This is a genomic window from Cellulomonas wangsupingiae, assembly GCF_024508275.1.
GTDB lineage: Bacteria > Actinomycetota > Actinomycetes > Actinomycetales > Cellulomonadaceae > Cellulomonas > Cellulomonas wangsupingiae.
Map to the genome: position 1 here is coordinate 2,915,173 of NZ_CP101989.1, position 23,528 is coordinate 2,938,700.

At 74.5% G+C, this 23,528-nt stretch carries 19 protein-coding genes; 9 read left to right on the forward strand and 10 right to left on the reverse strand.

Annotation, left to right across the window (positions count from 1 at the left end; genetic code table 11):
• Nucleotides 1-47 precede the first annotated feature (47 nt).
• The 3 genes from NP075_RS13415 (at nucleotide 48) to NP075_RS13425 (ending at nucleotide 6,013) form a co-directional block, all read left to right on the forward strand.
• Nucleotides 48-2,597: a phosphoketolase family protein gene (locus tag NP075_RS13415; RefSeq protein WP_227565680.1), complete on the forward strand. Its 2,550-nt coding sequence runs from the start codon at nucleotides 48-50 to the stop codon at nucleotides 2,595-2,597.
• Between the two features lie 93 nt (nucleotides 2,598-2,690).
• The gene (gene pta / locus NP075_RS13420) at nucleotides 2,691-4,799 is read left to right on the forward strand and encodes a phosphate acetyltransferase (RefSeq protein WP_227565681.1); all 2,109 of its coding nucleotides are present in this window, start codon (nucleotides 2,691-2,693) and stop codon (nucleotides 4,797-4,799) included.
• On the forward strand, nucleotides 4,796-6,013 hold the full coding sequence (locus tag NP075_RS13425) for an acetate kinase (protein ID WP_227565682.1): 1,218 nt from the start codon (nucleotides 4,796-4,798) through the stop codon (nucleotides 6,011-6,013). The genes pta and NP075_RS13425 overlap by 4 nt, the downstream gene beginning before the upstream one ends.
• 96 nt (nucleotides 6,014-6,109) lie before the next feature.
• Here NP075_RS13425 and NP075_RS13430 read toward each other — a convergent pair whose 3' ends face one another.
• Genes NP075_RS13430 through pfkB form a run of 6 tightly spaced genes read right to left on the reverse strand, consistent with a single transcriptional unit; the run spans nucleotide 6,110 to nucleotide 12,836 of the window.
• Nucleotides 6,110-7,723, reverse strand: coding sequence for a succinic semialdehyde dehydrogenase (locus tag NP075_RS13430; protein WP_227565683.1), 1,614 nt, complete (start codon nucleotides 7,721-7,723; stop codon nucleotides 6,110-6,112).
• A gap of 52 nt (nucleotides 7,724-7,775) precedes the next feature.
• Nucleotides 7,776-9,494: a phosphoenolpyruvate--protein phosphotransferase gene (gene ptsP / locus NP075_RS13435; protein WP_227565684.1), complete on the reverse strand. Its 1,719-nt coding sequence runs from the start codon at nucleotides 9,492-9,494 to the stop codon at nucleotides 7,776-7,778.
• Complete coding sequence (locus tag NP075_RS13440) at nucleotides 9,491-9,787, reverse strand: HPr family phosphocarrier protein (RefSeq protein ID WP_227565685.1); 297 nt, start codon at nucleotides 9,785-9,787, stop codon at nucleotides 9,491-9,493. Before NP075_RS13440 ends, ptsP begins: the two co-directional genes overlap by 4 nt.
• 25 nt (nucleotides 9,788-9,812) lie before the next feature.
• Nucleotides 9,813-11,381: a PTS fructose transporter subunit IIC gene (locus NP075_RS13445; RefSeq protein ID WP_227565686.1), complete on the reverse strand. Its 1,569-nt coding sequence runs from the start codon at nucleotides 11,379-11,381 to the stop codon at nucleotides 9,813-9,815.
• A complete protein-coding gene (locus tag NP075_RS13450; RefSeq protein WP_227565687.1) occupies nucleotides 11,378-11,839 on the reverse strand; it encodes a PTS sugar transporter subunit IIA in 462 nt (153 codons plus the stop codon). Before NP075_RS13450 ends, NP075_RS13445 begins: the two co-directional genes overlap by 4 nt.
• Before the next feature lies 1 nt (nucleotide 11,840).
• Nucleotides 11,841-12,836 (reverse strand): 1-phosphofructokinase, encoded by a 996-nt coding sequence (gene pfkB / locus NP075_RS13455; RefSeq protein ID WP_227565688.1) that lies wholly within the window; start codon nucleotides 12,834-12,836, stop codon nucleotides 11,841-11,843.
• Nucleotides 12,837-13,032: 196 nt separating this feature from the next.
• Here pfkB and NP075_RS13460 point away from each other — a divergent pair, with 196 nt between their 5' ends.
• Genes NP075_RS13460 through NP075_RS13480 form a run of 5 tightly spaced genes read left to right on the forward strand, consistent with a single transcriptional unit; the run spans nucleotide 13,033 to nucleotide 18,175 of the window.
• Nucleotides 13,033-14,094, forward strand: coding sequence for an ABC transporter substrate-binding protein (locus NP075_RS13460; RefSeq protein ID WP_227565689.1), 1,062 nt, complete (start codon nucleotides 13,033-13,035; stop codon nucleotides 14,092-14,094).
• Nucleotides 14,091-15,146 (forward strand): FecCD family ABC transporter permease, encoded by a 1,056-nt coding sequence (locus tag NP075_RS13465; protein ID WP_227565690.1) that lies wholly within the window; start codon nucleotides 14,091-14,093, stop codon nucleotides 15,144-15,146. The genes NP075_RS13460 and NP075_RS13465 overlap by 4 nt, the downstream gene beginning before the upstream one ends.
• Nucleotides 15,143-16,195, forward strand: coding sequence for a FecCD family ABC transporter permease (locus NP075_RS13470; protein ID WP_227565691.1), 1,053 nt, complete (start codon nucleotides 15,143-15,145; stop codon nucleotides 16,193-16,195). Before NP075_RS13465 ends, NP075_RS13470 begins: the two co-directional genes overlap by 4 nt.
• Nucleotides 16,192-17,055, forward strand: a complete 864-nt coding sequence (locus tag NP075_RS13475; RefSeq protein ID WP_227565692.1) for an ABC transporter ATP-binding protein — start codon at nucleotides 16,192-16,194, stop codon at nucleotides 17,053-17,055. The genes NP075_RS13470 and NP075_RS13475 overlap by 4 nt, the downstream gene beginning before the upstream one ends.
• A gap of 4 nt (nucleotides 17,056-17,059) precedes the next feature.
• On the forward strand, nucleotides 17,060-18,175 hold the full coding sequence (locus NP075_RS13480) for an alpha/beta hydrolase (RefSeq protein ID WP_227565693.1): 1,116 nt from the start codon (nucleotides 17,060-17,062) through the stop codon (nucleotides 18,173-18,175).
• Between the two features lie 19 nt (nucleotides 18,176-18,194).
• On the opposite strand, the gene NP075_RS13485 is transcribed toward NP075_RS13480, so the two are convergent.
• From NP075_RS13485 to NP075_RS13500, 4 genes are all read right to left on the reverse strand, one after another.
• Entirely contained in the window at nucleotides 18,195-19,319 is a 1,125-nt protein-coding gene (locus NP075_RS13485) for a GuaB3 family IMP dehydrogenase-related protein (RefSeq protein WP_227565694.1), read from the reverse strand.
• A gap of 40 nt (nucleotides 19,320-19,359) precedes the next feature.
• A complete protein-coding gene (gene guaB / locus NP075_RS13490) occupies nucleotides 19,360-20,886 on the reverse strand; it encodes an IMP dehydrogenase (RefSeq protein WP_227565695.1) in 1,527 nt (508 codons plus the stop codon).
• Between the two features lie 74 nt (nucleotides 20,887-20,960).
• Nucleotides 20,961-21,635 (reverse strand): response regulator transcription factor, encoded by a 675-nt coding sequence (locus NP075_RS13495; RefSeq protein ID WP_227565696.1) that lies wholly within the window; start codon nucleotides 21,633-21,635, stop codon nucleotides 20,961-20,963.
• Nucleotides 21,636-21,831: 196 nt separating this feature from the next.
• Nucleotides 21,832-22,911 carry a MerR family transcriptional regulator gene (locus NP075_RS13500; protein WP_227565697.1) on the reverse strand — a complete coding sequence of 360 codons (1,080 nt, stop codon included), beginning with the start codon at nucleotides 22,909-22,911 and terminating at the stop codon, nucleotides 21,832-21,834.
• A gap of 258 nt (nucleotides 22,912-23,169) precedes the next feature.
• Here NP075_RS13500 and NP075_RS13505 point away from each other — a divergent pair, with 258 nt between their 5' ends.
• Nucleotides 23,170-23,466 (forward strand): WhiB family transcriptional regulator, encoded by a 297-nt coding sequence (locus tag NP075_RS13505; protein ID WP_227565698.1) that lies wholly within the window; start codon nucleotides 23,170-23,172, stop codon nucleotides 23,464-23,466.
• Nucleotides 23,467-23,528: the final 62 nt, after the last annotated feature.

The window sequence follows — 23,528 nt, forward strand, 5'->3', positions numbered from 1 at the left end:
AAGGCTGGGCGACGGCCCGGCCACAGGTACTGCCCTCGGGAGGGGACATGACATCCACCACTGCGGACCCGCACACCTCCGGTGCCGGTCCGATCGCCCCGGGGCTGTTCGCCGAGGCCGAGGCGAGAACCGCCTGGCGCACGGGGTCCGGCGCCCTCGACGACGCGACGCTGCGCCGCATCGAGAAGTGGTGGCGCGCCGCCAACTACCTGTCCGTGGGTCAGATCTACCTGCTCGACAACCCGCTGCTGCGCCGGCCGCTGAGCCGGGACGACGTCAAGCCGCGGCTGCTCGGCCACTGGGGCACCACGCCCGGCCTGAACTTCCTGTACGCGCACCTCAACCGCGCCGTCGCGGAGCGGCAGCAGTCGACGATCTACGTCACCGGACCCGGCCACGGCGGCCCCGGGCTCGTCGCGAGCGCGTACCTCGACGGCACGTACTCCGAGGTGTACTCCGACATCACGAAGGACGAGGAGGGCCTGCGTCGGCTGTTCCGGCAGTTCTCCTTCCCCGGTGGCATCCCGTCGCACGTCGCACCGGAGACCCCCGGGTCGATCCACGAGGGCGGCGAGCTCGGCTACGCGCTGAGCCACGCGTACGGTGCCGCGTTCGACAACCCGCACCTGCTGGTCGCGGCGGTCGTCGGCGACGGCGAGGCCGAGACCGGCCCGCTGGCGACCAGCTGGCACTCGAACAAGTTCGTCAACCCGCGCCAGGACGGCATCGTCCTGCCGATCCTGCACCTCAACGGGTACAAGATCGCCAACCCCACGGTCCTCGCGCGCATCAGCGACGACGAGCTGCACGACCTCATGGTCGGCTACGGCCACACGCCGCACGTGTTCGTCGCGGGCTTCGACGACGAGGACGTCCTGGAGACGCACCGCCGGTTCGCGGTCCTGCTCGACGAGGTGCTCGACGAGATCGCGCAGATCAAGGCGCGGGCGGCCGAGGGCGACCTCACGCGGCCGATGTACCCGATGATCGTGTTCCGCACCCCCAAGGGATGGACGGGGCCGGCGGAGATCGACGGCAAGAAGACCACCGGCTCGTGGCGGGCGCACCAGGTGCCGCTCGCGAACGCGCGGGACACCCCCGAGCACCTGGCCGTGCTGGAGGAGTGGCTGCAGTCCTACCGCCCGGCCGAGCTGTTCGACGCCACCGGCTGCCTGGACCCCGACATCGCCGCGCTCGCCCCGGCGGGCGACCTGCGGATGAGCGCGAACCCGCACACCAACGGCGGCCTGCTGCTGCGCGACCTGCGGATGCCCGACTTCCGCACGTTCGCGCAGGACGTGCCCGCCCCCGGTGCCACGTTCGCCGAGGCCCCGCGCGTGCTCGGGGAGTTCCTCACCGAGGTCATCCGGCGCAACCCCGACAACTTCCGGATCTTCGGGCCCGACGAGACCGCGTCCAACCGCCTGCAGGCGGTGTACGAGGTCACGGACAAGCAGTGGAACGCGGAGTTCTACGGGCCCGACGTCGACGAGCACCTGGCCCGTGCCGGCCGCGTCATGGAGATGCTGTCGGAGCACCAGTGCCAGGGCTGGCTCGAGGGGTACCTGCTCACCGGGCGGCACGGGCTGTTCACGTCGTACGAGGCCTTCATCCACATCGTCGACTCGATGTTCAACCAGCACGCGAAGTGGCTGAAGGTCACCAACGACATCCCGTGGCGCCGGCCGGTCGCGAGCCTGAACTACCTGCTGTCGAGCCACGTGTGGCGCCAGGACCACAACGGCTTCAGCCACCAGGACCCCGGCTTCATCGACCACGTCGTGAACAAGAAGGCCGAGGTCGTGCGGGTCTACCTGCCGCCGGACGCCAACACGCTGCTGAGCACGTACGACCACTGCCTGCGCAGCCGGCAGTACGTCAACGTCGTCGTGTCCGGCAAGCAGCCCGCACCGAACTTCCTGACGATGGACCAGGCGGTCGCGCACTGCACGCGCGGCCTCGGCATCTGGGAGTGGGCCGGGTCCGAGGCCCAGGACGAGGAGCCGGACGTCGTGCTCGGCTGCGCCGGCGACGTGCCGACGCTCGAGGTGCTCGCGGCCGCCGACATCCTGCGACGCGAGCTGCCGCAGCTGAAGGTGCGCGTCGTGAACGTCGTGGACCTCATGCGGCTGCAGGACGCACGTGAGCATCCTCACGGTATGACCGACGCCGAGTTCGACACGATCTTCACCGCGGACCGGCCGATCGTCTTCGCGTACCACGGGTACCCGTGGCTCATCCACCGCCTCACGTACCGCCGCAACGGGCACGCCAACCTGCACGTCCGCGGCTACAAGGAGGAGGGCACCACCACCACGCCGTTCGACATGGTGATGCTCAACGACCTCGACCGGTACCACCTGGTCATCGACGTCATCGACCACGTCCACTGGCTGCGCGCGTCCCAGGCGGGCCTGCGTCAGCGTATGGTCGATGCCCGCATCCGAGCGCGGCAGTACACGCGTGAGCACGGCGAGGACATCCCCGAGGTGCGTGACTGGGTGTGGCCCGACGTCGGTGAGACCGCGACGGAGGAGGGCGGCCCGCAGCCCGCGCGCCCGTCCACGGCGGCGGACACCGGCGGGGACAACGAGTAGCCGGACCATCAGCGGTGGCGTCCGGGCCCACCGGCCCGGACGCCACCGGAACACGACCAGCCCCCACCCGGGGCGACAGGAGTGAGCAGCACAGTGGCCAGGACGATCTACGTCATGTCGGCCGAGGGTGACACGGGCAAGTCCGTCGTCGCCCTGGGTCTCGTCGACCTGCTGACGCGCTCGGTGCAGCGCGTCGGCGTCTTCCGCCCCGTCGCCAGGTCGACGGACGAGCGCGACTACGTCCTCGAGCTGCTGCTCGAGCACGACGGGGTCGAGATCGCCTACGACGAGGCGGTCGGCGCGACGTACGACGAGGTGATCGAGGACCCCGAGGCCGCGCTGTCGCGCATCGTGTCCCGGTTCCACGACGTCGAGCGGCGCTGCGACGCCGTCGTCGTCGTCGGCACCGACTACACGGACGTCGCCGGGCCCACCGAGCTGGCGTACAACGCGCGGATCGCCGCGAACCTCGGCGCACCGGTCGTGCTCGTGGTCAACGGCGCCCAGCGCACCCCCGAGGACGTGCACCACGCGGTCGACGTCGCCACCGCCGCGATCACGGCCGACCACGCGCAGGTGGTCTCGGTGATCGCCAACCGCTGCGCCCCCGGCTCGCTCGACCAGGTGCGCGAGGCGCTCGCCGGGCCGGTCCCGGTGTGGGCGCTGCCCGACTCCCCGCTGCTGTACGCGCCCACGCTGCGTCAGCTCATGGAGGCCGTCGGCGGCACCCTGACCGGTGGCGACGAGGAGCTGCTGGGCCGCGAGGTGCTCGACGTGCTCGTCGGCGCCATGTCGATCGAGCACCTGCTGGACCGGCTGCAGGACGGCGCCGTCGTCATCACGCCCGGCGACCGCTCGGAGGTGCTGCTCGGCCTGCTCATGGCCCACCAGGCCGAGGGCTTCCCGTCCCTGGCGGGTCTCATCCTCAACGGCGGGCTCGCCCCCGCCCCCAGCATCGAGCGGCTCGTCAGCGGCCTCGGCTCGCGGCTGCCGCTCATCACCACCAACCTCGGGACGTTCCGCACCGCCAGCGCGGCGGCGGCGGCCCGCGGGCGCCTGACCCACGACGCGCAGCGCAAGGTCGACACCGCGCTCGCGCTCTTCGAGCAGCACGTGAACGGCGGCGAGCTGCTCGCGACGCTCGACGTGCCGCGCCCCGAGGTCGTCACGCCCCTGATGTTCGAGTACGCGCTGCTCGACCGGGCCCGCGCGGACCGCAAGCACGTCGTCCTGCCCGAGGGCAACGACGACCGCATCCTGCGCGCCGCGTCGACCCTGCTCCAGCGGCAGGTGGCGGACCTGACGATCCTCGGCGACGAGGCCGCGATCCGGACGCGGGCGATCGAGCTCGGCCTGGACCTCGACGGCGCGCAGGTCATCGACCCGAAGAACGGCGAGACGCTCGAGCGGTTCGCGGAGATCTACACCGAGCTGCGCAAGCACAAGGGCATGACGGTCGAGCGGGCGCGCGAGATCGTCTCGTCCGTGTCGTACTTCGGCACGCTCATGGTGCAGCTCGGCATGGCCGACGGCATGGTGTCCGGCGCCGTGCACACGACGGCGCACACGATCAAGCCGTCCTTCGAGATCATCAAGACCACGCCGGGCGTCGGCAGCGTGTCGTCCTGCTTCCTCATGTGCCTCGAGGACCGCGTGCTGGTCTACGCCGACTGCGCCGTCATCCCCGACCCGACGGCCGAGCAGCTCGCGGACATCGCGATCTCGTCCGCGGAGACCGCGACGCAGTTCGGCATCGAGCCGCGGATCGCCATGCTGTCGTACTCGACCGGCGAGTCCGGCTCGGGTGCCGACGTCGAGAAGGTGCGCGAGGCGACCCGGCTGGTCCGCGAGCGCCGTCCCGACCTGTCGGTCGAGGGCCCGATCCAGTACGACGCCGCGGTCGACGCGTCGGTCGCGAAGACGAAGATGCCCGACTCGGCGGTCGCCGGGCGTGCGACCGTGTTCGTCTTCCCCGACCTCAACACCGGCAACAACACCTACAAGGCCGTGCAGCGCTCGGCCGGCGCCGTGGCCATCGGCCCGGTGCTGCAGGGGCTGCGCAAGCCCGTCAACGACCTGTCCCGCGGCGCCCTGGTCCAGGACATCGTCAACACCGTCGCGATCACCGCGATCCAGGCGCAGGCGCTCGCCGCCGCGAACGCCGCCGACACCGCCACGAACCCGGAAGGCACCACCCGATGAGCACGTCCCCCTCCCCGCAGCACCGCGCGACGGTCCTCGTCGTCAACTCCGGGTCGTCGTCGATCAAGTACCAGCTCGTGGACCCGGACAGCGGCGACGCCGTCGCCTCGGGGCTGGTCGAGCGCATCGGCGAGGACACCGGCGCGGTCAAGCACGTCGCGCACGGCGTGACGACGCGCCGCGAGGTGCCCGTGCCGGACCACGCCGAGGGCCTGCGGATCGTGCTCGGGCTCTTCGACGAGATCGGCCCGGACCTGGCGACGTCGAACGTCGTGGCCGTGGGGCACCGGGTCGTCCAGGGCGGCGCCCTGTTCGACGGCCCGGCCCTGGTCGACGCCGAGGTCGAGCGCAAGATCGAGCAGCTCGCTCCCCTGGCGCCGTTGCACAACCCGGCCAACCTCACGGGCATCCGGGTCGCGCAGGCGCTGCTGCCCGACGTGCCGCACGTCGTGGTCTTCGACACCGCGTTCTTCCGCACGCTGCCCGACGCGGCCGCGACGTACGCGATCGACGCGCAGGTGGCCGCGGACCACCAGGTCCGCCGGTACGGCGCCCACGGCACGTCGCACCAGTACGTGTCGCAGCAGGTGGCGCAGCTGCTCGGGCGTCCGGTGTCCGAGCTGAACCAGATCGTCCTGCACCTGGGCAACGGCGCGTCGGCCTCGGCCGTGCGCGGCGGGGTCGCGGTCGAGACGTCCATGGGGCTCACGCCGCTCGAGGGCCTGGTCATGGGCACGCGCTCGGGCGACATCGACCCGGCCGTCGTGTTCCACCTGTACCGCAACGCGGGCATGAGCATCGACGAGATCGACGACCTGCTCAACCGCCGGTCGGGCATCAAGGGCCTGTCGGGCGAGAACGACTTCCGTCAGCTGCACGACATGGTCGCGGCGGGCGACACGGCCGCGCGCCTCGCGCTCGACGTGTACCTGCACCGTCTGCGCAAGTACATCGGCGCGTACCACGCGGTGCTGGGCCGCCTCGACGTCATCGCCTTCACCGCCGGCGTCGGCGAGAACGACGACATCGTGCGCGCGGGCGTCCTGAGCGGGCTGGAGGCGCTCGGCATCGAGCTCGACCTCGAGCGCAACGCGGGCCGCAAGTCCGAGCCGACGGTCATCTCCCCCGACGGCGCCAAGGTCACGGTCCTGGTGCTCCCGACGAACGAGGAGCTCGCGATCGCCCGGCAGGCCATCGAGGTCGTCGGCGCCTGACGCCGGCACCTCGGCGACGGGCCGGATCGCTCTCTCACCGCGGGGTGGACACCCGCCCGGGCGTGGGAGAGCGATCCGGTCCCGACGCGGACGGCCTCAGGGCAGGCGGAGCGTCCGCTCCGCCCGCAGCAGGCGCGTGAGGACCCGGGGCCACACGTCGGGACCGAGCTCGTGGAGCTCGCGCATGCCGAACCCGCGGCCGCTGTGGACGCCACGCTGGGCGACGACACCCTGGGTCCACGTCGTCTCCCACAAGCCCTCGCGGCCGTGGCGGCGGCCGAACCCCGACGCACCCACCCCGCCGATCGGCACCCCGACGCTTCCCCACAGCAGGTGGTGGGTGTCGTTGACGACCACCGCACCGGCCCGCGTGCGCGCCGCGAGCGCCGTGCCCCGCGCCGTCGAGCGCGTCCACACGGCCGCGACGAGCCCGAGCTCGGAGTCGTTCATCGCGGCCACGGCCTCGTCGTCGGACGCGACCGGGTAGACCGACACGACGGGCCCGAAGGTCTCCTCGCGGTGGGCCCGGGCCGTGGGAGGCACGTCCGCCAGCAGCGTCGGCTCGAAGAAGTACGGCCCGAGGTCGGGCCGCTGCTCACCGCCCGTCAGGAGCGTCGCGCCGTGCCCCAGGGCGTCCTCGACGTGCTCGACGACGCGCGCGAGCTGCGCCGGGCCGACGAGCGACCCCATGTCGGCGCGGTAGTCGAGCCCCGCCCCGAGCCGCAGCGCGGCCGTCCGGCGCACGAGGGCCGCGACGAACGCGTCGCGCACGTCCTCGTGGACGTAGATCCGCTCGATGCTGGCGCACAGCTGCCCGGCGGACCCGAAGCAGGCCCGCACGGCGCCCTCCGCGGCCGCCTCCACGTCGACGTCGTCGGCGACGTACATCGCGTTCTTGCCGCCGAGCTCCAGGGTCACCGGCACGCCGAGCTCACCCGCACGCCCGGCGAACACCCGCCCGGAGGCGGTCGACCCGGTGAAGCCGGCGTGGTCGACGTGCTCGAGCAGCGCCATGCCGACGTCGGGGCCGCCGACGAGCACCTGCAGCAGGTCGGGCGGCAGGCCGGCGTCCTCGAGCAGCTCGGCACCCCACAGCAGCGTGAGCGCCGTCTGGGGGTCGGCACGCAGCAGCACCGCGTTGCCGGCCACGAGCGCGGGCAGGGGGTCCCCCAGGCCGAGGGACAGCGGGTAGTTCCACGGCGTGACGATCCCGACCACCCCGACGGGGTGCCGCAGCACGCGGGCCGACGTGAAGGGCCCGAACAGCCCGCGCACGCTGCGCGGCGCGAGCATGCGGCGGGCGCGCAGCCCGTAGTAGCGCGCCGCGTTGGCGACGTCACCGAGCTCCTCCCACGCGTGCGCGCGGGCCTTGCCGGTCTCCACCTGCAGCAGGTCGAGCACGTCGGACTGCCGCTCGAGCAGCAGGTCGTGCACCCGCAGCAGCACGGCAGCGCGCTCGGCCACCGGCCGGGCCGCCCACAGCCGCTGCGCCGCGCGGGCGCGGCGGGCCGCGTCGGGCAGGTCACCGGGCGCGGTGAGCGGGACGGCCGCGACGGGGCTGCCCGTGAACGGTGCCACGGCCGACGCCGTGGCGTGCCCCGGGCTCGCGACGACGCGCGCGAGGAGAGGACGCACGTCGTCGGGCTCGAGCACGTACGTGGCGAGCGGGTCGGTCTCCGGGTCGTGCAGGTCGGCATGCTCGGGCGCCATCGCGTCAGCGTACGCCGCCGCGCCGGTCAGCCCTCGTGCGACACCGTCCCCGTCACAGGGCGAGGGTCGTGCGCACCTCGGGGTCCACGAGGGCCGTGGCCGCGGCACGCGCCTCGCGGGCCGTGCGCGCGTCGAGCGCGGCGGCCGCGATCTGCCCGCAGCGCGCCGAGGTGTGCCGCCGGACGGCGTACCGGGCCGCGGGCAGCGCACCGGGAGCCATCGACAGGCTCGTGACGCCGAGACCGACGAGCACGAGCGCCATCACCGGGTCCGCCGCCGACTCGCCGCACACCCCCACGGGCTTGCCGGTCGCGGCCCCGGCCCGTGCGGTCGCCGCGACCAGGTCGAGCACCGCCGGCTGCCAGGCGTCCAGCAGGTCGGCCAGCTCGCCGCGCAGCCGGTCCGTCGCCATCGCGTACTGGGCGAGGTCGTTCGTCCCGAGCGACACGAAGTCGACCTCCGCCAGGATGTCCCCGGCCCGCAGCGCCGCGGCGGGCACCTCCACCATGACGCCCGCCGTCACGACGCCGGCGGCCCGCGCCCGCGCCGCGAAGTCGCGCGCCTCCTCGGGCGTCGCGATCATCGGGGCCATCACCCAGGGCGTGGCGCCGGTGGCGTCCTGCGCCCGGGCGAGTGCCGCGAGCTGGGTGTCGAGCAGCTCGGGGTGCGAGCGCACCAGGCGGTAGCCGCGCACCCCGAGCGCCGGGTTCTCCTCGTCCGGCTGGGTCGCGAAGGCCAGCGGCTTGTCGGCGCCCGCGTCGAGCGTGCGGACGACGACCTTGCGCCCGTCCGCCGCGCGCAGGACGGCCGCGTAGGCCTCGGCCTGCTCCTCGACCGTCGGCGCCGCCTGCCGCTCGAGGAACAGCACCTCGGTGCGGAAGAGCCCGATGCCCTCGGCGACGGCGCCGACGCGCTCGGCGTCCGCCGGGGTGCCGATGTTGGCGAGCAGCGCGACCGCCTGCCCGTCCGCCGTGGCACCGGGCGCGGTGTCGGCCGCGAGCGCGGCCTGCGCGACCCGCCGCCGCTCGAAGGCGTCGCGCACCGCGTCGTCCGGGTCGGGCTGCACGGTGCCGGCGGCGGCGTCGACGGCGACCACCGTGCCGTCGGGCAGGTCCGCGGCGCCGGCGACGCGCACGACGCACGGCAGCCCGAGCTGACCGGCGATGATCGCCGTGTGACCCGTCGGCCCGCCCAGCTCGGTGACGATGGCCAGCACCTTGTCCAGGTCGAGCGCGGCGGTGTCCGCCGGGGCGAGGTCGCGGGCGACGACGACCGACGCGCGATCGAGACGCGGCACGCCCGGGTCCGGCAGCCCCAGCGTGCGGGCGACGACGCGGTCGCGGACCGAGCGCAGGTCCGTGACCCGCTCGGCCAGGTAGCCGCCGGCCTGCTCGAACATCGTGGCGAACATCTCCACGACGCCGTCGATGGCGCCCACCGGGGGCTCGCCGGCGTCGACGCGGGTCAGCACCTGGCTGCGCAGCGCGGCGTCGTCCGCCATCTGCGCCGTGGCGGCCAGCACGTCGGCCACCGTGCCCGACGCGGCCGCGGCCTGCTCGCGCAGCCCGGCCGCGACCTCGGCGAACGCCCGCTCGACGGCGTCGTGGACACGCCCGGGCCCGGCCACCTCGCCGTCGACCACGAGCGGCGCGTCCGCGGGGACGGCCGGTGCGGCGCGCACCTGCGCGACGGGGCCGACGACGGCACGTCGCCCCACGCCCACGCCCTGCAGCACGCCGCCGGCGGCTTCGTCGACCGTGGGGGCGGTCATGACGCGGCCGCGGTGCCCGGCGCGTCCGGCGCGTCGAGGTCCGTCGCGAGCAGCGCGACGAGCTCGTCGAGCACGCGGTCGGCGTCGGGTCCGTCGGCGGCGAGCGTCACCTCCTCGCCGTGCGGCACGCCGAGCGACATGACGAACAGGATGCTGGACGCGTCGACGGGCGCGCCGCCGGCCTTCGCGATGGTCACGGGGACCCCGCTCGCGGCGACGGCCTGGGTGAACAGCATCGCGGGGCGGGCGTGCAGCCCCACGCGCGAGGCGACGGCGACGGTGCGCTCGGCCATGGTGGTCTCCTTCGACGGGGAGGGATCAGGCGGACCGGGCGACGAGCGCGGGGTCGCGCTCCTCCTCGGCGGCACGCTCGGCGGCGACGACGGGATCGTGGGCCAGGGTCTTGAGGAGGACGACGATCACCGCGGTGACGACCGTGCCGACGACGACCGCCGCCAGGAAGCCCAGCGGGTTGCCGATGAGGGGCAGCACCCACAAGCCGCCGTGCGGAGCGACGAGCGTCGAGCCGAAGCCCATGACGAGGGCGCCGGTCGCGGCGGACCCGACGACCGACGACACGATGACGCGCCACGGGTCGGCCGCCGCGAACGGGATCGCCCCCTCCGAGATGAACGACGCCCCGAGCAGCCACGCCGCCTTCCCGTTCTCCTGCTCGACGTGCGTGAACAGCCGCTTGCGCACGGTCGTGGCGAGCGCCAGGGCCAGCGGTGCGACCATCCCGGCGCCCATGACGGCGGCCATGATCCGGTACTGCGTCGCGTCGGCCGTGAGCCCTTCGGTGGCCAGCCCCGTGACCGCGAACGTGTACGCGACCTTGTTGACGGGCCCGCCGAGGTCGAAGCCCATCATCGCGCCGAGGAGGAGGCCGAGCAGGACGGCACTGGACCCCGACAGGCCCTCCAGCCAGCTCGACAGCCCTTCCATCGCGGCGGCGATGGGGCGTCCCAGCAGGACGAGCATGACGACGCCGACGATCGCTGACGACAGCAGGGGGATGACGACGACGGGCATGATCCCGCGTACGCCCCGGGGGACGTTCCAGCGGCTGATCCACAGGGCCAGGCCGCCGGCGATGAAGCCGGTCACCAGACCACCCAGGAACCCGGCACCGACGAACACCGCGGCGGCACCACCGAGGAACCCCGGCACGAGCCCCGGCCGGTCGGCGATCGCGTAGGCGATGAAGCCGGACAGCACGGGCACGAGGAACCCGAACGCGAGCTGCCCGGTCTTCAGCAGGATGACCGACCAGTCCTGCAGCGAGGCGGGGTCGAACGCGCCCACGACCTCGGCGGCGTCGACGTTCGTCACCTCGATCGCACCCTCGGCACCGCCCCACGCCACCTGCGCGAGCATGTAGGACAGCGCGATGAGGATCCCGCCGGCGGCGACGAACGGGATCATGTAGGACACGCCCGTCATCAGCCACTGGCGCACCTTCGTCCCCGCCCCGGCGCCGCGGTCGCCCGCGGGCGCCGGTGCGGGCGTGGCGGCAGGGCGGTCGGCGGCGTGGGCCGGCCCGGTGCGCGCCTCCTCGGGGCGGGGGTCGGCCGTGGCGCCCGCCTGGACCGCGGCGACCGCGGCGGCGATGACGCCGGGCGCGTCGTGCACGGCCTTCTTCACGCCGACGTCGACGAAGGGCTTGCCGGCGAAGCGCTGCTTGTCCTTCACCTCCAGGTCGGCGGCGTAGATGACGCCGTCCGCGGCGGCGATGACGGCGGGGTCGAGCGGGGTGGAACCGGCAGCGCCCTGCGTCTCGACGTGCACCTCGTGGCCGGCGGCCTTGCCCGCCTGCTCCAGCGCCTCGGCGGCCATGTACGTGTGGGCGATCCCCGTGGGGCACGAGGAGACGGCGACGAGCTTCATGACGGGACCACCTCTCGGGTGACGATCTGCGCGACGGTCGCGGCGTCCGGCGCCTCGAGGAGCGAGGTGCGGAACTCCTCGTGCACCAGCCGCCGGGCGAGGGCGGCCAGGATCTGCAGGTGGTCGGCGTCGCCCGAGGCGGGTGCGGCGATGAGGAACACGAGCCGGGCCGGGCCGTCGGGCGCCCCCCAGTCGACGCCCTGCGCCAGCTTGCCGACGGCGAGGCTCGGGGCGACGACGTGCTCGGAGCGGGCGTGGGGCAGGCCGATGCCGCCGGGCATGCCGGTGGCCATCTGCGCCTCGCGCGCCGCGACGTCGGCCGCGAAGCCGTCGCCGTCCGACACGCGTCCGGCTGCGACGAGCAGGTCGATGAGGCGACGCGTCACCTCGGTGCGGTCGGCGGCCACCAGGTCGACGGCGACGAGGTCGGCGGTGATGAGCGGGGTGGTCGTGCCCATGTCACAGCTCCTTGAGTGCGAGGCCGGGGTCGGGGCCCTCGACGACGCGGACCGCGTCGAGGTCGAGCTGGGCGGGTGAGGGGACCTCGGTGCCGGGCAGCAGCACCGCGGCGCGCCCCCACGCCACACCGTTGCGGAGCCGCTCGGCACCCGTGCCGGTGCCGGCGAGGAAGCCGGCGACCGTCGAGTCGCCGGCCCCGACGGTGGACAGCGGCACGAGCGGGGGGCCGCCGGCCCACCAGGTGGCGTCGTCCAGCACCAGCAGCGCACCGTGCGCGCCGAGGCTGACGAGGACGGCCGACGTGCCGAGCGCGATGACCTCCCGCGCGGCCGCGACGACGTCGCCGACGGTGACGAGGTCACCTCCGACGAGCTCGGCGAGCTCCTCGGCGTTCGGCTTGATGAGGCACAGCCCGCCGGCCCGCACGGCGCGCGCGAGCGGCGTCCCGGACGTGTCGAGCACCACGGGGACGCCGTAGCGCCCGGCCAGGCCCGCGAGGCGGACGAAGAAGACGTCGCCGGCGCCCGCCGGGAGCGACCCCGCGGCGACGACCGCGCGCGGCGCGGTGGCGAGCTGGTCCTCCACCGCCGCGAGCAGGGCGTCGACCTCGGCGTCGGACAGCCGCGGGCCGGGCGCGTTGACCTTGGTGGTCACGCCGTCGGCCTCGACGAGCGTGATGTTGGTGCGGGTGTCACCGCTGACCGGCACCGGCACGGCGGGCACCCCGTGCTCCGCGAGCAGCGTGACGAGCCGCGTCCCGTCGGCGCCCCCGACCGGGACGACCGCGAGCGCCGCCTCCCCGTGCCGGACCAGCGCCCGCGCGACGTTGATGCCCTTGCCGCCCGGGTGCACGTGCACCCCGTGCGCCCGGTTCACCTCACCGACCTCGAGACGGTCGAGCTCGAGCGCACGGTCCAGGCTGGGGTTGGGCGTGACCGTGACGACCGTGCGTGCGCTGCTCGTCGCACCCGGCCCACGCGTCGTCGCGTCCGTCATGTCCACATCGCCCCCGGGGCCCATCCTGCGCCCGCGGGTCGCTGCGCGCACGCGCCCGTGTCGCGCAGGTCACCTTTCCTCGCCCCGGGGTCGATGGGCTAAGGTAAGCCTCACCTACAGAGCCCGCCTCCCGCGGGCCCGTCGGACGGGCGCCCGCGCGCCGTCGTGACGACTGCGACCTCCCTGAAGGACCACCATGCGCACTGCGCTCTCCCGCCGCGCCTTGCGACCGCTGGTCGCCGCGACCGCCGCGTCGCTCCTCCTCGCCGCCTGCGCCTCGGGCGGCACGGACGACCCCGCGGACGCCGCGGCCACGTCCGGCGCCTCGGACGACGTCTTCCCCGTGACCCTGACGAACACCTTCGGCGAGACGACGATCGAGTCGGAGCCCACGGCCGTCGCCACCGTCAACTGGGGCAACCACGACGTGCCGATCGCGCTCGGCATCGTCCCCGTCGGGTTCGCGGGGGCGACCTACGGCGACGACGACGGGGACGGCGTGCACCCCTGGACGTACGAGGGCCTCGAGGCGCTCGACGCGACCGGTGACGACCTGCCCGTGCTCTTCGACGAGACCGACGGCATCCCGTACGAGGCCGTCAACAACACGTCCCCCGACGTCGTCCTCGCGGCGTACTCCGGCCTCACGGAGGACGACTGGACGACGCTGTCGCAGATCGCGCCCACCGTCTCGTACCCGCAGTTCGCGTGGGGCACGAACTGGAAGGACATGGCGCTGGTCAACGGCGAGGCGCTCGGCCGCAAGGCCGACGCGCAGGCGCTCGTGAACGACGTCCTCGCCCAGATCGACGACGCGCTCGCCGAGCGCCCTGACGTCGAGGGCAAGACCGTCGCGTTCACGTGGCTGGACCCCGCCGACCCCAGCACCATCGGCGTCTACACGCCGCTCGACGCGCGCGTGCAGCTCCTCGCGGACCTCGGCATGACCAACGCGCCGTCCGTCCTCGAGCTCGCGGGTGACACCGACCAGTTCTTCGTCGACCTCGCCGCCGAGCAGGCCGACGCGCTGTCGGACGTGGACGTCCTGGCGACCTACGGCGACGACACCACGCTCGCCCGGCTGCAGGCCGACCCGCTGCTCAGCAAGATCCCGGCCGTCGCCCGCGGGTCGGTGGCCGTGATCCCCGACGGCGTGCCGCTGGCCTCGGCCACGTCGGGCCCGACCATCCTGTCGGTGCCGTGGGCCCTCGACGCGTACCTCGACATCTTCCAGGGTGCCGCCGAGCGCGTCGGATGACCCTGACCGCCGCACCGGGGACGCCGGCCGCACCCTCGCGGGTGGGGCCGGCGTCCCTGCGCCGTCGGCGCGCCCTCGGGCTCGCCGCGTGCGTCGTGGCGGTGCTGCTGGCCGTGGTCGCGTCGCTCGCGTTCGGCGCGCGGGTCGTCGGGTGGTCCGACGTCGTCGCCGGCGTGCTGCACCCCGACACCTCGGACATCGCCCAGGCCGCCGTGCAGTCGCGGGTCCCGCGCACGGTCCTCGGCCTGCTCGTGGGGGCGGCGCTCGGCATGGGCGGTGCGGTCCTGCAGGGGCTGACGCGCAACCCGCTCGCGGACCCCGCCCTGCTCGGCATCAGCTCCGGGGCGTCGCTCGCCGTCGTCCTCGGCATCATGCTGCTCGGCCTGTCGACCCTCACGCAGTACGTGTGGTTCGCGTTCGCGGGCGCCGGCCTGGCCTCCCTGCTGGTCTACGCGATCGGGTCGCTCGGCCGTGAGGGCGCGACGCCCCTGAAGCTCGCCCTCGCAGGTGCCGCCACCACCGCGGCGCTCGGGTCCGGCGTCTCCATGGTCCTGCTGTCCCGCACCGACGTGCTCGACACGTTCCGGTTCTGGCAGGTCGGGTCCCTCGGCCGCGCCTCGTTCACGGAGATCGGCCAGGTCCTGCCGTTCCTCGTCGCGGGCGCCGCGCTGGCGGTCGGCTGCGCGCGCGGCATGGACGCCATCGCGCTCGGCGACGACGTCGCCGTCGGGCTCGGGCAGCGTGTCGGCGTCGTGCGGGCCGTCGGTGGGGGCGCCGCCGTCCTGCTGTGCGGCACGGCCGTCGCCGCGGCTGGCCCCATCGGCTTCGTCGGCCTCGTCATGCCGCACCTCGCCCGCACGTTCACCGGGCCCAGCCACCGCTGGCTGCTGCCGTGCTCCGCGGCGCTCGGGGCCGCGCTCCTGCTGGCGGCCGACGTCGTCGGCCGCGTCGTGGCCCGCCCCCAGGAGCTCGAGGTCGGGATCGTCACCGCAGTCCTCGGTGCGCCGGTGTTCATCGCGATCATCCGACGACGCAAGGTGAGCGAGCTGTGACCGCCGTCCTGCCGGACGCCCCGGCCACCGGCGTCGTCGTGGCCCGCGGCCGGCGCGCCCGCACGCGGCGCGCCCGCGCCGTGGTGCTCGTGCTGCTGCTCGCGGTGCTCGCGGTCGCCGTCGTGGCGCTGTGCGTCGGGGAGCGGACCTACACGCCGGTGCAGGTGCTGCGCGTGCTGCTCGGCGAGGAGGTGCCGGGGGCGTCCTTCAACGTCGGCGTGCTGCGGGCGCCGCGGGTCCTGACGGGGATGCTCGTGGGCCTCGCGTTCGGGATGGGCGGCGTCGTGTTCCAGACGATGCTGCGCAACCCCCTGGCCAGCCCCGACATCATCGGCGTGAGCGCGGGCTCGAGCGCCGCCGCGGTCGTCGCCATCACGATGTTCGGGTTGTCCGGCGCGTCGCTCTCGCTCGTCGCCGTGGTCGCAGGGCTCGGCGTCGCGGCGGTGATCTACGCGCTGTCCTGGCGCAACGGCGTCCAGGGGGCGCGGCTCGTCCTGATCGGCATCGCCGTGGGCGCCATGCTCGACTCCGTCATCGCCTACGCGATGACGCGGGCGGGCGTGTACGACGCGGGCGAGGCGCTGCGGTGGCTCACGGGATCGCTGAACTCCGCCTTCTGGGCGGGCGTCGGCCCGCTCGCGGCCGCGCTCGCCGTCCTGGTGCCCCTGCTCCTGGCGCTGGCCCGCCGGCTGCCCGCGCTGCAGCTCGGCGACGACGCGGCCGCCGGGCTCGGCGTCGCGCCCGACCGGTCGCGCCTCTACCTGCTGCTCGTCGCGGTCGCCGTGATCGCGGTGGCGACGGCGGCGTCCGGACCGATCGCGTTCGTCGCCTTCCTGTCCGGGCCCATCGCGCACCGGCTGCTGCGCGGCGCCGGCTCCCTGGTCGTGCCCGCGGGGCTCGTCGGCGTGCTGCTCGTGCTGGTGGGCGACCTCGTCGGGCAGCACCTGCTGGGTCACCGCTTCCCGGTCGGCGTCGTCACCGGCGTCCTCGGGGCGCCCTACCTGCTCTGGCTGCTCGCCAGGACCAACCGTTCCGGAGGCTCCCTGTGACGGACTCCCCCGCTCCCCACACGCTCGCGGTCGAGGCCGTCACCGTCGGGTACGACGACCGCGTCGTCGTGCACGACATGACGCTGGAGGTCGTGCCGGGCGCCGTCACGGCGATCGTGGGCGCCAACGGCTGCGGCAAGTCGACGCTGCTGCGCGCCATGGCCCGTCTGCTGCCGGCGCGCACGGGTCGCGTGCTCCTCGACGGCGTGCCGATCGACACGATCCCGTCGCGCCAGGTGGCGACCGTGCTGGGCCTGCTCCCGCAGTCGCCGGTGTGCCCGGAGGGCATCGCCGTGGCCGACCTCGTGGGGCGCGGGCGGTACCCGCACCAGGGCTGGTTCCGTCGGTGGACCGCGGACGACGACGCCGTCGTCGAGCAGGCGCTCGTGGCCACCGACATCCTCGACCTCGCGGACCGCCCCGTCGACGAGCTGTCCGGCGGGCAGCGCCAGCGCGTCTGGATCGCGATGGCCCTCGCGCAGCAGACCGACGTCCTCCTGCTCGACGAGCCGACGACGTTCCTCGACGTCGCCCACCAGGTCGACGTCCTCGACCTGCTGGTGGACCTCAACCGCGAGCGCGGCACGACCATCGTCATGGTGCTGCACGACCTCAACCTGGCCGCCCGGTACGCCGACAGCCTGGTGGCGCTGACCGACGGCCGCCTGTACGCGCAGGGCGACCCGGCGCAGGTCGTCACCGAGCAGATGGTGCAGGACGTGTTCGGCATGACCGCGCGCGTCGTGCCGGACCCCGTCAGCGGCACGCCGCTGGTGCTGCCGGTGGGACGCCACCGGGCCCGGCAGGCGCCGTCCGCCGCGGCGCTCACCGAGCGGTCGGTCTCCCTGCCCGTACCGTGAGGAGATGACCTCTCGCGAGGACGCGGTGGTGTACCCGGCCGGGTGGGAGCCGGACGTCCTCGGCGAGGGGTACGAGCAGCGGACGCTGCCGCTGCCGGACGACCCCGAGGGGCCGGTGGTCGCGACCCTCGTGCGGCGCGTGCGGGGACCCGATGCCCCCGACCTGGGGCTCGACGTCCTGTACGTGCACGGGTGGTCGGACTACTTCTTCCAGACCGAGCTCGCGGACTTCTGGACGGCGCAGGGCGCCCGGTTCTTCGCGCTCGACCTGCGCCGCTACGGGCGCAGCCTGCGTCCCGGGCAGATCCCCGGCTTCGTCACCGACCTCGCCACGTACGACGAGGACGTCGCCGCCGCCCGTGCCGCCATGGCGGAGGACGTGCCGGACGGAGCGCCGCGGCGTCTGGTGCTCATGGGGCACTCGACCGGCGGCCTGACCCTGAGCCTGTGGGCGCAGCGGAACCCGGGCGAGGCGGCGGCCCTCGTCCTCAACAGCCCGTGGCTGGAGCTCCAGACGCGTGAGGTCGGCCGGGTCCTGCTCGAGCCGGTCGTGCAGGTGGGCGCGCGACTGAACCCGGCGCGGCAGCTGCCGGTCGTCGACCCGGGCTTCTACACGCGCGTGGTGTCCGACGCGTACGGCGGTGAGTGGCACTACGACATGGCGTGGCGTCCCGAGCGCGGCTTCCGCGTGACCTCCGGCTGGCTGGGCGCGATCTTCGCGGGGCAGGACCGCCTCGCCCGCGGCCTCGACCTGCTCGTTCCGGTGCTGGTCCTGCTGTCCACCCGCAGCGCGCTGCTCCCCCGCTGGGACCCCGCGCGGATGACCCGGGCGGACGTCGCGCTCGACGTCGACGGCGTCGCCCGCCGGGCCGCCGACCTGGGGCGGCACGTGACGATCGTGCGGATCGAGGGAGCGCTGCACGACGTCGTGCTGTCGGCGGCGCCCGTGCGCAACGCCGCCTACGAGGCGACGGCCCGCTGGGTGGCCGGGACGGTCACCCTGGGCGACGTGACGGCGGCCGCCGCCCGCTCCCCCGACGCCCGGGGCGCCGCGCCGACGCACCCGGGCCTCCTCGAGTGGCTCGCCCGCCGCCACCGCGACGTCACCGGCCGCGGGTGACGCCGGGCGGGCCGACCCGTCAGAACGGCTGGTACGGCGAGACGACGACCTCGATGCGCTGGAACTCCTTGAGGTCCGAGTACCCCGTGGTCGCCATGGCCCGCCGCAGCGCACCGACGAGGTTGAGGGTGCCGTCGGCGGTCCGCCCGGGGCCGAACAGGATCTGGTCCAGCGTGCCGACCGTGCCCACCTCGACGCGCTCGCCGCGCGGCAGCTGCGGGTGGTGCGCCTCGGGGCCCCAGTGGAAGCCGCGGCCGGGCGCGTCGCTCGCGCGCGCCAGCGCGGCGCCGAGCATGACCGCGTCGGCGCCGCAGGCGACGGCCTTGACGAGGTCGCCGGAGCGCCCCACGCCGCCGTCGGCGATGACGTGGACGTAGCGGCCACCGGACTCGTCGAGGTAGTCGCGGCGGGCCGCGGCGACGTCGGCCACGGCCGTGGCCATGGGCGCGTGGATGCCCAGCGACACCCGCGTCGTGTGGGCCGCTCCCCCGCCGAAGCCGACGAGCACGCCCGCGGCACCGGTGCGCATGAGGTGCAGCGCGGCGGTGTACGTGGACGCGCCGCCGACGATCACCGGGACGTCGAGCTCGTAGATGAACCGCTTGAGGTTGAGCGGCTCCGCACGCCCGGACACGTGCTCGGCGGACACCGTGGTGCCGCGGATGAGGAACAGGTCGACCCCCGCGTCGACGACGGTCCGCCAGTGCTCCTGCGTCCGCTGGGGGCTCAGCGCGCCGGCCACCACCACTCCGGCGTCGCGGATCTCCTGCAGGCGCGCGCGGATCAGCTCGGGCTGGATGGGCGCCGCGTAGATCTCCTGCATGCGGGCCGTCGCGCGGGCGGCGTCGAGGGACGCGATCTCCTCCAGCAGGGGCGTCGGGTCCTCGTACCGCGTCCACAGCCCTTCGAGGTCGAGGACGCCCACACCCCCGGCCTGCCCGAGCGCGACGGCGGTCGCCGGGCTCACCACGGAGTCCATGGGAGCGGCGAGGATCGGCAGGTCGAAGTGGTAGGCGTCGATCTGCCAGCCGACCGAGACCTCCTCCGGGTCGCGGGTGCGCCGCGAGGGCACCACCGCGATGTCGTCGAAGGAGTACGCCCTGCGTCCCCGCTTGCCGCGTCCGATCTCGATGTCGCTGGTCACCCCACGAGCCTACCGGCGCCCGCGGGTGGCCCCGTGCGGCTCAGCGACCCGTGTAGTTCGGGGCCTCGACCGTCATCTGGATGTCGTGCGGGTGCGACTCCTTGAGCCCTGCCGGGGTGATCCGGATGAACTGCCCACGCTGCTGCAGCTCGGCGATCGTGTGCGCACCGACGTAGAACATGGACTGGTGCAGCCCGCCGACGAGCTGGTGCGCGACGGCCGACAGCGGCCCGCGGTACGGCACCTGCCCCTCGATCCCCTCGGGCACGATCTTCTCGTCGGTCGTCACGTCGGCCTGGAAGTACCGGTCCTTGGAGTACGACACCCGCCCGCGCGACGCCATCGCACCGAGCGACCCCATGCCGCGGTAGTGCTTGTACTGCTTGCCGTTGACGAACACGAGGTCGCCGGGCGACTCGTCGCAGCCCGCCAGGAGGGAGCCGAGCATCACGGTGTCCGCCCCCGCGACCAGGGCCTTGGCGATGTCGCCGGAGTACTGCAGGCCGCCGTCGCCGATGACGGGTACGCCGGCCGGCCTGCACACCTGCGCGGCGTCGTGGATGGCCGTCACCTGCGGCACGCCCACGCCGGCCACGACCCGCGTCGTGCAGATCGAGCCGGGGCCGACGCCGACCTTCACGGCGTCGACGCCGGCCTCGACGAGCGCCTGGGCGCCGGCACGGGTCGCGACGTTGCCGCCGATGACCTGCACGTGGCGCGTCGCCGGGTCGGACTTCAGCCGGCGCACCATGTCGAGCATCAGCCGGGCGTGACCGTTGGCCGTGTCGACGACGAGCACGTCGACCGCCGCCTCCACGAGCGCGGCGGCGCGCTCCCAGGCGTCGCCGAAGAACCCGATCGCGGCGCCGACGACGAGGCGCCCCTCGCCGTCCTTCGTGGCGTGCGGGTACTGCTCGGACTTGACGAAGTCCTTGACCGTGATCAGGCCGGCGAGCTTGCCGTGGTCGTCCACCAGCGGGAGCTTCTCGACCTTGTGCTTGGCGAGCAGCGCGGCGGCGTCGGCGCGGGCGATCCCCACGGGGGCCGTGACCAGGGGCATCGACGTCATCTCGTCGCGCACCCGGCGCGTGGCGAACTCGCCCGGCGGGACGAAGCGCAGGTCGCGGTTGGTGATGATGCCGACGAGCCGGCCGTCGCCGTCGACGACGGGCAGGCCCGACACCCGGTACGTGCCGCACAGCGCGTCGAGCTCGGCGAGCGTCGCGTCGGGCCCGACCGTCACCGGGTCGGACACCATGCCGGACTCGGAGCGCTTGACCAGGTCGACCTGGTGCGCCTGGTCGGCGATCGACAGGTTGCGGTGCAGGATGCCCACGCCGCCCTGGCGCGCCATGGCGACGGCCATCCGCGACTCGGTCACGGTGTCCATCGCCGCCGAGACCAGCGGCACGCGGACCGAGATCTCGCGCGTCAGGCGCGAGCTCGTGTCCACCTCGGAGGGGATGACGTCCGTCTCGCCGGGGAGCAGCAGGACGTCGTCGTAGGTGAGTCCGACCCGGGCGAACGGGTCCGCAGGGGCGGTCGTGGGAGACTCGGGCGCCGTCATCGCCTCAGGATACGTGGCGCGACGGTGCGTCCGGGTGGGCGGTCCCGGCTGGCGGACGCCCCTGCGTGGTCGCGTCAGTCGATGATGCCGCGTCGCAGCCCGATGGCCACGGCCTGCGCGCGGTCCGACGCCCCGAGCTTGCGGAACAGCCGGCGCGCGTGCGTCTTGACCGTGTCCTCGGACAGGAACAGCTCCTGGCCGATCTGCGCGTTGGAGCGACCGTGGCTCATGCCGATGAGGACCTCGATCTCGCGCTTGGTCAGCACGGGCGTGGAATCAGCCGGGCGCGTCGTGAGGCCGGCGTCGGCGCGCTGGGCGTGCGCCTCCTGCAACGGCGACGCCGGGTGGGGCACCGCCTGCGCCCCGGCCGGCGCGGACGAGACCGGGCTGGCCTGCACGTGGGCGGCGACGGCGGCGAGCTCGGCGCGGCCGACGTCGGGCGCGAGGAAACCGCGGGCGCCCAGGGCGAGCGCGCGGTCGAGCGCCTCCCCGTCCTCAGGGCCGGCGAGCAGGACGACCGCCGCCGAGGGCGCGACGGCACGCAGCCGCCGGATCGCCTCGGCCGGGCCAGCACCGGGCAGGTGCGCGTCGAGCAGGACGACCGTGGGAGCGATGCGGCGCGCGAGCGCGAGCAGCTCGTCCGCGGTCGCGGCAGCCCGGACGGGCGCCAACGACGGCACGCCGATCGATGTCACGACGAGCCGCTCGCGAACGGTCGCCGAGCCGTGGCAGACCACGACTCCAGCCATGGGGTTCCTCCTCGCGCCGATCCCGATACCACACGCGTGCACGGGTCCATGCCTGCATCGGCGTTACCGGTGCGTCACGTTAGCCCCCGGGACGTACCGTCGATAATCGAACGCGCCGTTTCCTCACAGTTACGGGCGCTCGCGTGCTATGCGATCACGCGTTCGGGTCATCCGGTCGTGGACGAATGAGACAACGTCACAGCGGCGACGACTGGACGACCGCGGCCAGCGCCTCGTGGAGCAGGCCCGGCAGGGTGCGCGCGCGGTGGACCGAGCGGTCCAGCGGGACACGCCCCTCGGCCGCTTCGGCCACCATGACGAACTGCGGGAGGTCGCTGCGCTCCTGCGCGAGCCGGGCGACCACGGACAGGTCCGGCGTCGGCGACTCCGACAGGGTCACGACGGCCCGCGCCCGGGTCATCAGGGCGAGCTCGCCCGCGTGCCGGGTCGACACGGGTCCGGCGACGAGGCGCGCGTCGACGCCGCCGTCGACCAGCGCGGCCGCGAGCACGTGCGCGAGCACCGGCCGCGGCTCGCCCGGGACGGGCAGCAGCAGGACGACCGGGGCGCCGGAGGGCGGCGGCGTCGCGGTGTGGGCACGCAGGGCCGCGAGCACGGCACCGAGCAAGGTCTCGCGCGCGTCGACGCCCGGCCGCTCGACGACGGTGCGGCGCGCGAGGGCCGCGAGGGCCGGCTGCACGAGTCCCGTCCACCACCGCGCGAGGTCCTGGCCGGCGGCGACGTCGAGGAGCGCGGCGCAGCGATCGGCCCGGCCGGTGAGCGCGGCGTCGACCAGCGCGACGGTCGCGCCCGCTCCCCCGTCGGCCCGGCCGGACGTCGCGGACCCCCTCGCGCCCCCGTCCGTGCGCGCGCTGGGCACCGTCGTCGCGGGCAGGCGGCCGGTGAGGTCGTCGCTGGCCGGGGTGGTCGGGGGCACGACGGCGTCACGCACGTCGGACGAGAGCGCGAGCCGCGCCGCCTCCGCCGGGGCGACACCGTCGATGGTCAGCCGCCGCATCACCAGGAGCCGCTCGAGGTCGTGCGTGCTGTAGCGCCGGTGCGCGCCGGCGGAGTGCTCGGACGGCCCCAGCCCGTAGCGCCGGTCCCAGGTGCGCAGCGTGGCCGGGGCGACGCCGAGGCGGCGCGCGACCGCCGCGACCGTCAGCGCCGGGCTGCCCGCGCCGGGCGGCTCCGGAGCGCGGTCCGCCTCGGCGGCCGGCCCGGTGCGCTCCGCGTCGCCGGGACCCACCGAGGTCTCGTCTGCTGCGGGCGCCATGACGCGATTGTGCCAGCCGGTGGCGCGATCGCCCGCCGGGGGCCCGTACACGCCCTGAGCGCCCGGACGGACGTCCTGCACCTCCGTCCAGATCGCGCCAGCGAACCGCGCCGCACGATCGCGTCAGAAAGAGGGTCTTGAACAACTTGTGGCGCGGTTGTAGCGTTGCGGCACGTCGCCACGAGAACCACGGTGTCGACGACGACTTTCGTCCCGGCGGTGCCGCTGGACGTTCACGACGCAGCCCAGGAGGAACACATGGCCGAGATCTCGCGTCTGCCCGGACCGGTGATGGACCTGTGGGAGTGGCAGTTCGACGGCGCGTGCCGCGACGCCGACCAGGACCTCTTCTTCCACCCCGAGGGCGAGCGCGGCTCGGCCCGTCGTCGTCGTGCGGAGGCCGCCAAGGCGATCTGCGCCACGTGCCCGGTGCTGAACGAGTGCCGCGAGCAGTCGCTCGCCGTGCGCGAGCCGTACGGCGTGTGGGGCGGCCTGTCCGAGGAGGAGCGGGCCGCCGTGCTCGCCGACCGCGCAGGGCGTCGCGTCACCGCCTGAGCCGACCACCGACCTGGGTGCACGACGAAGGCCCCCTCCCGAGGGAGGGGGCCTTCGTCGTG